We start from the raw sequence: 6,631 nt of genomic DNA on the forward strand, positions 1-6,631 counted from the left end.
CCCCCGCGCCTGTCCCCGTCGAGACCGAGGGTTTCAGCCGAGCGCGAGGGATTTCATCGTGCAGATTCCATCGCGCTGAGGCGAAACCCTCGGTCTCGGCGCGGGAAGGGGCGCGCCGAGACCGGGAAGGGGCGGGCCAGGCGCGCCGAGCGCCCGCGAAGGGGCGCGCGGGCCGCGCCCTAGGAGGCGGGCGGGGTGAAGCGGCCGTCGATCGCCGTCCAGCCGCCGTCGACGAAGAGGGTCGATCCCGTCACGAACGACGACGCATCCGAGGCGAGGTAGACCACGGCGCCGGCGAGCTCGTCGGGGCGCGCCCAGCGGCCGAGCGCGGCCTTCTCGGCGTACGCCCCGTACCACTCGTCGTTCGCCTTGATCTGCGCGGTGAGCGGGGTCTCGACGACGCCGGGGGCCACCACGTTGACGCGCACGCCCTGCGCGCCGTACTCGGCGGCAGCGGTCTTCGCGAGCTGCACGAGGCCCGCCTTCGTGGCGGCGTAGACGCCCTGGCCGGGCTCGACGACCTGCGCGCGGATCGACGCGAAGCCCACGATAGATCCTCCCCCGTTGGCGGCGAACCGGGCGCCGAAGCGGCGGATCAGCTGGAACGAGGCGCGCAGGTTGAGGTTCACGACGCGGTCGAACTCGTCGAGCGAGTAATCGTCCATGCGCTTGCGCACGTTCGTCGCGGCGGTGAAGACCAGCGCGGAGGCGGTGCCGAAGCGCTCGGCGGCGGCCTCCACGGCGGCGTCGTCGAGCACGTTCAGCTCGACCGCCTCGGCGACTCCCCCGCGCTCGGTGATGAGCGCGACGGTCGCCTCGGCCCCCTCGAGCGAGTAATCGGCGACCACGACGTGCGCGCCCTGCGCGGCGAGCGCCTGCGCCGATTCGCGGCCGATGCCGCTGCCGGCGCCGATCACGACCACGGTGCGCCCGTCGAGGCGGAAGAGCTGCGAGTAGTCGATCGGCGTGTGGCTCATGCGAGGGCCTCCAGGGTCGGTGCGGGATGTGGTTCGGAATGCGGTGCGGGATCGCCGTGCGGCGTCAGCCGCGCGCCCGGGGGCGGATCATCGCCATGCGGGTGACGGTGAACTCCTCGATGGCGAATCGGGGCCCCTCGCGGCCGATGCCCGAGTCCTTCACGCCGCCGTACGGCATGATGTCGGAGCGGAAGCCGGGGATCTCGTTGACGACGACCCCGCCGACCTCGAGCCGGTCGATCGCGGCGAACGCGGTCTCGAGCGAGGCCGTGTAGACGGCGGCCTGCAAGCCGTAGCGGGAGTCGTTGACGAGGTCGATCGCGGCGTCGATGGAGTCGACGGCGGTGAGGCAGACGACGGGCCCGAAGATCTCCTCGCACCACACGTCGACGTCGGCGGGAACGTCGCCGAGCACCACGGGGTTCAGGTGCGCTGCGGCGCCGTCGCCCGGTCCGTCGGTGAGCAGCTCGGCGCCTGCGGCGAGCGCGCGGTCGATCATGGCGCGGATGCGCTCGCCCGATGCGGCGTTGATCACGGGCGCCACGTTCGTGGCGAGGTCGCGGGGGTCGCCCACGACGAGTTCGCGCATGCGCTCGACGAGGCGCGCGGAGAAGCGCTCCGCGATCCCGCGCTCGAGCACGACGCGCTGCACCGAGATGCAGGCCTGCCCGTTGGCGTAGAAGCCGCCGCGCAGCACGGCGTCGACCGCGGCCTCGAGGTCGGCGTCGGCGGCGACGATGAAGCCGGTGTTGGAGCCGAGCTCGAGCACGGCCTTGCGAGGCGCGGCCTGCTGGGCGATGAGGTGCCCGATCTTCGCCGATCCGGTGAACGAGACCACGGCGGCGCGGGGGTCGCGCACGAGCGTCTCGCCGACGACGGGGTCGCCGTTGACGAGCTGTGCGGCGGCCGCGGTCACGCCGTGCGCGTCGAGGATCTCGCGGGTGATGGCGAGCAGTTCGATCGTGGCGAGCGGCGTGTTGGGGGCGGGTTTGATGATGACGGGGCAGCCGGCCGCGATTGCGGGGGCGAGCTTGTGCGTGGCGAGCAGCAGCGGGTAGTTGAAGCCGGCGATGCCGATGACGATGCCCGCGGGCTTGCGCGTGTAGTAGCCGATCATGCCGCGGCCGAGCTCTTGGAGATCGAGGGGCACGGTCTCGCCGTGGATGTGCGAGACCTCCTCCGCGGTCGCCTCGAGCGTGACGATGGTGCGGTTCACCTCGGTGCGGCAGTCGACGCGCGGCTTGCCGGTCTCGAGCACGAGGAGGTCTTCGAGGCGCTGGGCCTCGGCGCGCACGCGGGCGGTGAGGTCGGTGAGGATCGCCTTGCGCTGGGCGGTGGTGAGGGCGGCGACGGCGGCTCGCGCCTGCTCGGCGGCGTCGAGGGCGTCGAGCGACTCCTGCCGGCCGCTCACGGGGGCTCGGCCGATGACGCTGCCGTCGAAGGGGAAGACGATCTCCGCGCTCGCCTCCATCGTGCGCCACTCGGCGCCGATGGGCAGTGCTCCGGCGGGCGCGATGAGATCGAGTGCGTCAGGCATGGCGGTTCCTCTGCAGCTGGTGGCGGATCCGTTCGGGTGCGGCCGTGCACACGAACCCTTCGCGCCGAGTGGTCTTACCATTTAATATAGATCACCACAGGCCCATCTCCAAGGCGCGAGCGGCCGCACGTTCTCGAAAGGACCGACATGACGAAGAGCTACGCCATCGCCGTACTCCCCGGAGACGGCATCGGCCCCGAAGTCGTCGGATGCGCGCTCGACGTGCTCGACGCCGCGGAGGAGCGCTACGGGTTCCGCACCGAGCGCAGCACCTTCGCGGCGGGCGCCAACCACTACCTCGAGACCGGGGAGCTCTTCGACGCGGTCGAGGCGCAGCTGCGCGACAAGGAGGCGATCCTGTTCGGCTCCATGGGCGACCCCCGCGTCACCCCCGGCATCCTCGAGCGCGGGTTCATCCTCGAGATGCGCCAGCGCTTCCAGCAGGCCGCGAACGTGCGCCCCGTGCGCCTCTACCCCGGCGTGCCGACCCCGATCGCCGACCTCACACCGGAGCGCTGCGAGATGGTGATCGTGCGCGAGAACACCGAGGGCGCCTACGTGGGCCGCGGATCGACGGTGCACGCGGGCACCCCGAACGCCGTCGCGATGCAGGAGTCGCTCAACACGCGCGCCGGCATCGAGCGCGTCGTCGACTTCGCGTTCCGCCTCGCCGTCGGGCGCCGCCGCAGGCTGACGCTGTGCCACAAGACCAACATCCTGGTCGCCGCCGGGCAGCTGTGGCAGCAGGTCGTCGCAGATGTCGGCGAGCGCTACCCCGAGGTCGAGGTGGACTACGTGCACGTCGACGCGATGTGCTTCCACCTGCCGCTCACCCCCGAGCGGTTCGACGTCGTCGTCACCGACAACCTGTTCGGCGACATCATCACCGACCTCGGCGCCGTGATCCAGGGCGGTCTCGGCGTCGCGACCAGCGCCAACCTCAACCTCGACGGCAGCGCGCCCAGCATGTTCGAGGCCATCCACGGCTCGGCGCCCGACATCGCCGGGAAGGGCTGGGCGAACCCCGCCGGCGCGATCCTCTCGCTCGCGCTCATGCTCGGCCACCTCGGCGAGGGCGAGGCCGCGCGCGCCGTGGAGGCCGCGACCGTCGAGGTGCTCGGATCCCTGCCGGCGCTCGCGGGCGCCGGCATGGGCGCGACGACGGCGGAGCTCGGAGCGAGGATCGCCGCGATCGTGCGCGACGGCCGCGCCGACACGGGCCTCGTGCCCGACTCGCTGCTCGGCGTGCTCGCGGGCCTCGCACCGTCGCGCCCCGCGGGCTGACGCGTCGCGGGCTGACGCCTCCCGCTCCGGATCCCGCCCGGCGCTCCTCACCCGCCCCGCGGATCCCGCACGCCCCGGTAGGCTGATCGGATGGGGAGCGCGGATCGGAGAGGCAGAGACCGCCTCTCCCGCACCCCGGCGCGCTGGGCCACCGTCGCCGCGCTCGCGTACGCGGGCCTCTGCTCGTCGTTCATGTTCACGCTCGTGGTGCCCCTCCAGGCCGAGCTGCCGCGCCTGCTCGACGCATCGCGCGAGGACACCTCCTGGGTCGTGACGATCACACTGCTCGTCGCCGCCATCGCGACGCCGATCTCGGGCAGGCTCGGCGACCTCTTCGGCAAGAAGCGGGTCGTGCTGGTGCTGCTCGCCCTGCTCATCGTCGGATCGGTCACCGCGGCGGTCGCCGGCACGATCGTCGGCGTGATCATCGGGCGGGCGCTGCAGGGCGCGGTCACCGGGGTGATCCCGCTCGGCATCGCGATCATGCGAGACGTGCTGCCCCCGAGCCGCCTCGGCACCGCGGTCGCGCTCATGAGCGCGACGATGGGCGTGGGCGGCGCCGTGGGCATGCCGCTCGCCGCGTACCTCGCGCTGCACGCCGACTGGCACGCGCTCTTCTGGCTCGCAGCCGGGCTCGGCGCCCTGGGGGTGCCGCTCATCGCCTGGTGCGTGCCGGGCGATGTGCTGCGCTCGACGGGCCGCCTCGACGTGCTCGGTGCACTCGGCCTCGCAGCGGGCCTCTCGGGCGTGCTGCTCTTCGTCTCCCGCGGCGCGCACTGGGGCTGGGCGTCGCCGCTCGCCCTCTCGACGGTCGCGTGCGGCGTCGTCGTACTGCTGCTCTGGGGCTGGTACCAGCTGCGGGCACGGGATCCGCTGCTCGATCTGCGGGTCGCCGCCCGCCCCGCCGTGCTGTTCACCAACATCGCAGCGATCGGCATGGGGTTCGCGCTCTTCTCGTCGAACGTCGCCTTCCCGCAGCTGCTCGAGCTGCCCGTCGCCTCGGGCTCCGGCTTCGGCCTCGACATGATGGAGGCCGCACTCGTCGTGATGCCGGCCGGGATCGTGATGATGATCCTGTCGCCGCTCTCGGGCTGGCTCGAGCGCACGGTCGGCCCCCGCCCGCTCTTCACCGCCGGCACCGCGGCGATCGTGCTCGCCTACGTCTTCGTGCTGCTCTGGTCGAGCGAGGTGTGGCACGTGTTCGTCGCGAACCTCTGCATCGGCGTCGGCATCGGGTTCAGCTTCGCCGCCATGCCGATGATCATCATGCGGTCGGTGCCCGCGCACGAGACGGGCGCCTCCAACGGGCTGAACGCGCTCTTCCGATCGATCGGCACGTCGAGCGCCTCCGCCGTGATGGGCGGGGTGCTCGCGTCCATGACGGTGGAGTTCGGCGGGCAGGCGATTCCGAGCCGCGCGGCATTCGACGTCTGCTTCTGGCTCGCGATCGCGGCGGGAGCGGCCGCCCTGGTGCTGTCGCTGCTGATCCCGAGCTTCGGCGGCGAGCGGCGCCCCGCCCTGCCCGGCTGACACCGGCACCGGCGCGCCGGCCGATGCCCGAGTCGCGGATCGCGGCCCGAGTCGCGGATCGCGGATCGCGAAGCCCGGGGGTCGCCGCCGGCCGGCCGAGCTACTCGCGCGGCGCTGCGGGTGCGAGGTTGGCCGAGGCCCAGCGACCCAGATCGTCGAGCACGGGCACCAGCTGCTCGCCCCCGGGAGTGAGGGCGTACGTCACCGACACCGGCGGTCCGGGCGACACGGTGCGCGAGATGAGCCGCACCTCCGCGAGTTCGGAGAGCCGATCGGAGAGCACCGCATCGCTGATGCCCGGCACCGCGCGCCGCACCTCGGCGAAGGCGAGCGATCCCCCGCCGAGTGCATCGATGATCATGCCGTTCCAGCGTTTTCCGAGCACGGAGAATGCGAGGCTGACTGCGGCATCGCACTCGTGCCGATCGTGCGCGGGGTCTGCCATGCCCCCATTCTACGGTGCTACACTCACCGAAGTCACTCTGAAAATACGAGCGACTCACCACAGTAGAACGGAGTCCGCGTGACCTTCTTCCGCCTGGATGCGAGCATCCTCCCCGCCACCTCCGCGAGCCGCGCGCTCGGCGACCGCGTCGAGCAGGAATGGACGGCCGCCCACCCCGATTCGACGGTCGTGCGCCGCGACATCGCCGCCGACCCGATCTCCGCCGAGGTCTGGCGAGCGGCCGTCACCGGAGGCTTCACCCCCGAAGACGAGCGCAGCCCCGAGCAGCGCGACGCACGCGCCCTCGCCACCGCCCTCGCCGATGAGCTCATCTCGGCCGACGCGCTCCTCTTCGACGTGCCGCTCTACAACTACGGCCCCTCGCAGCACTTCAAGACCTGGTTCGACGTCGCCTACACCGACCCGCGCATCGACCCCCAGGGCACGGCGCTGCAGGGCAAGCCGGCGACGCTCATCACGGTCATCGGCGGCAACTACGGCCCCGGCACCCCCAAGGAGGGCTGGGACCACTCGACGCCGTGGTTGCGGCGCGTGCTCGAAGACGTCTGGGGCCTCGACCTGCGCATCGTCGAGCGGCCCTTCACGCTCGTCGGCGTGAACCCCGCGCTCGACGACTTCGCCGACCTCGCTGCGTCGCTCAAGGAGCAGGCGGAGCAGGATGCGACCCGCTCGGGCCGCGAACTCGCCGAGCTCCGGGAGCAGCGCTCCGCCTGACCGGCGGGGCCGCTCCCCGAGCCCCTGCCCGTGCGCCGAGCCCATGCCCGTGCGCCGAGCCCCTGCCCGCGCGCCGAGCCCCTCTCGTGGGAACGCCATCTCAGCAGGGGCTCGGCGGGCCCG

Annotated in this window: 6 protein-coding genes; 3 read left to right on the forward strand and 3 right to left on the reverse strand. The window is 72.4% G+C overall.

Features of this window, described 5'->3' with window-relative positions; genetic code table 11:
* Positions 1–179: 179 nt before the first annotated feature.
* The gene (locus NS354_RS11190; protein ID WP_058594565.1) at positions 180–977 is read right to left on the reverse strand and encodes an SDR family NAD(P)-dependent oxidoreductase; all 798 of its coding nucleotides are present in this window, start codon (positions 975–977) and stop codon (positions 180–182) included.
* Between the two features lie 64 nt (positions 978–1,041).
* Positions 1,042–2,514, reverse strand: a complete 1,473-nt coding sequence (locus NS354_RS11195; RefSeq protein WP_058594566.1) for an aldehyde dehydrogenase family protein — start codon at positions 2,512–2,514, stop codon at positions 1,042–1,044.
* Positions 2,515–2,661: 147 nt separating this feature from the next.
* Here NS354_RS11195 and NS354_RS11200 point away from each other — a divergent pair, with 147 nt between their 5' ends.
* Positions 2,662–3,798 (forward strand): 3-isopropylmalate dehydrogenase, encoded by a 1,137-nt coding sequence (locus tag NS354_RS11200; RefSeq protein WP_058594567.1) that lies wholly within the window; start codon positions 2,662–2,664, stop codon positions 3,796–3,798.
* Positions 3,799–3,888: 90 nt separating this feature from the next.
* A complete protein-coding gene (locus NS354_RS11205; RefSeq protein WP_058594568.1) occupies positions 3,889–5,328 on the forward strand; it encodes an MFS transporter in 1,440 nt (479 codons plus the stop codon).
* Between the two features lie 100 nt (positions 5,329–5,428).
* Here the strand turns inward: NS354_RS11205 and NS354_RS11210 are convergent, their stop codons facing one another.
* Positions 5,429–5,773 (reverse strand): winged helix-turn-helix transcriptional regulator, encoded by a 345-nt coding sequence (locus tag NS354_RS11210; protein WP_058594569.1) that lies wholly within the window; start codon positions 5,771–5,773, stop codon positions 5,429–5,431.
* Between the two features lie 78 nt (positions 5,774–5,851).
* Here NS354_RS11210 and NS354_RS11215 point away from each other — a divergent pair, with 78 nt between their 5' ends.
* The gene (locus tag NS354_RS11215) at positions 5,852–6,508 is read left to right on the forward strand and encodes an FMN-dependent NADH-azoreductase (RefSeq protein ID WP_058594570.1); all 657 of its coding nucleotides are present in this window, start codon (positions 5,852–5,854) and stop codon (positions 6,506–6,508) included.
* Positions 6,509–6,631: the final 123 nt, after the last annotated feature.

It is taken from the genome of Leucobacter chromiiresistens, assembly GCF_001477055.1.
GTDB lineage: Bacteria > Actinomycetota > Actinomycetes > Actinomycetales > Microbacteriaceae > Leucobacter > Leucobacter chromiiresistens_A.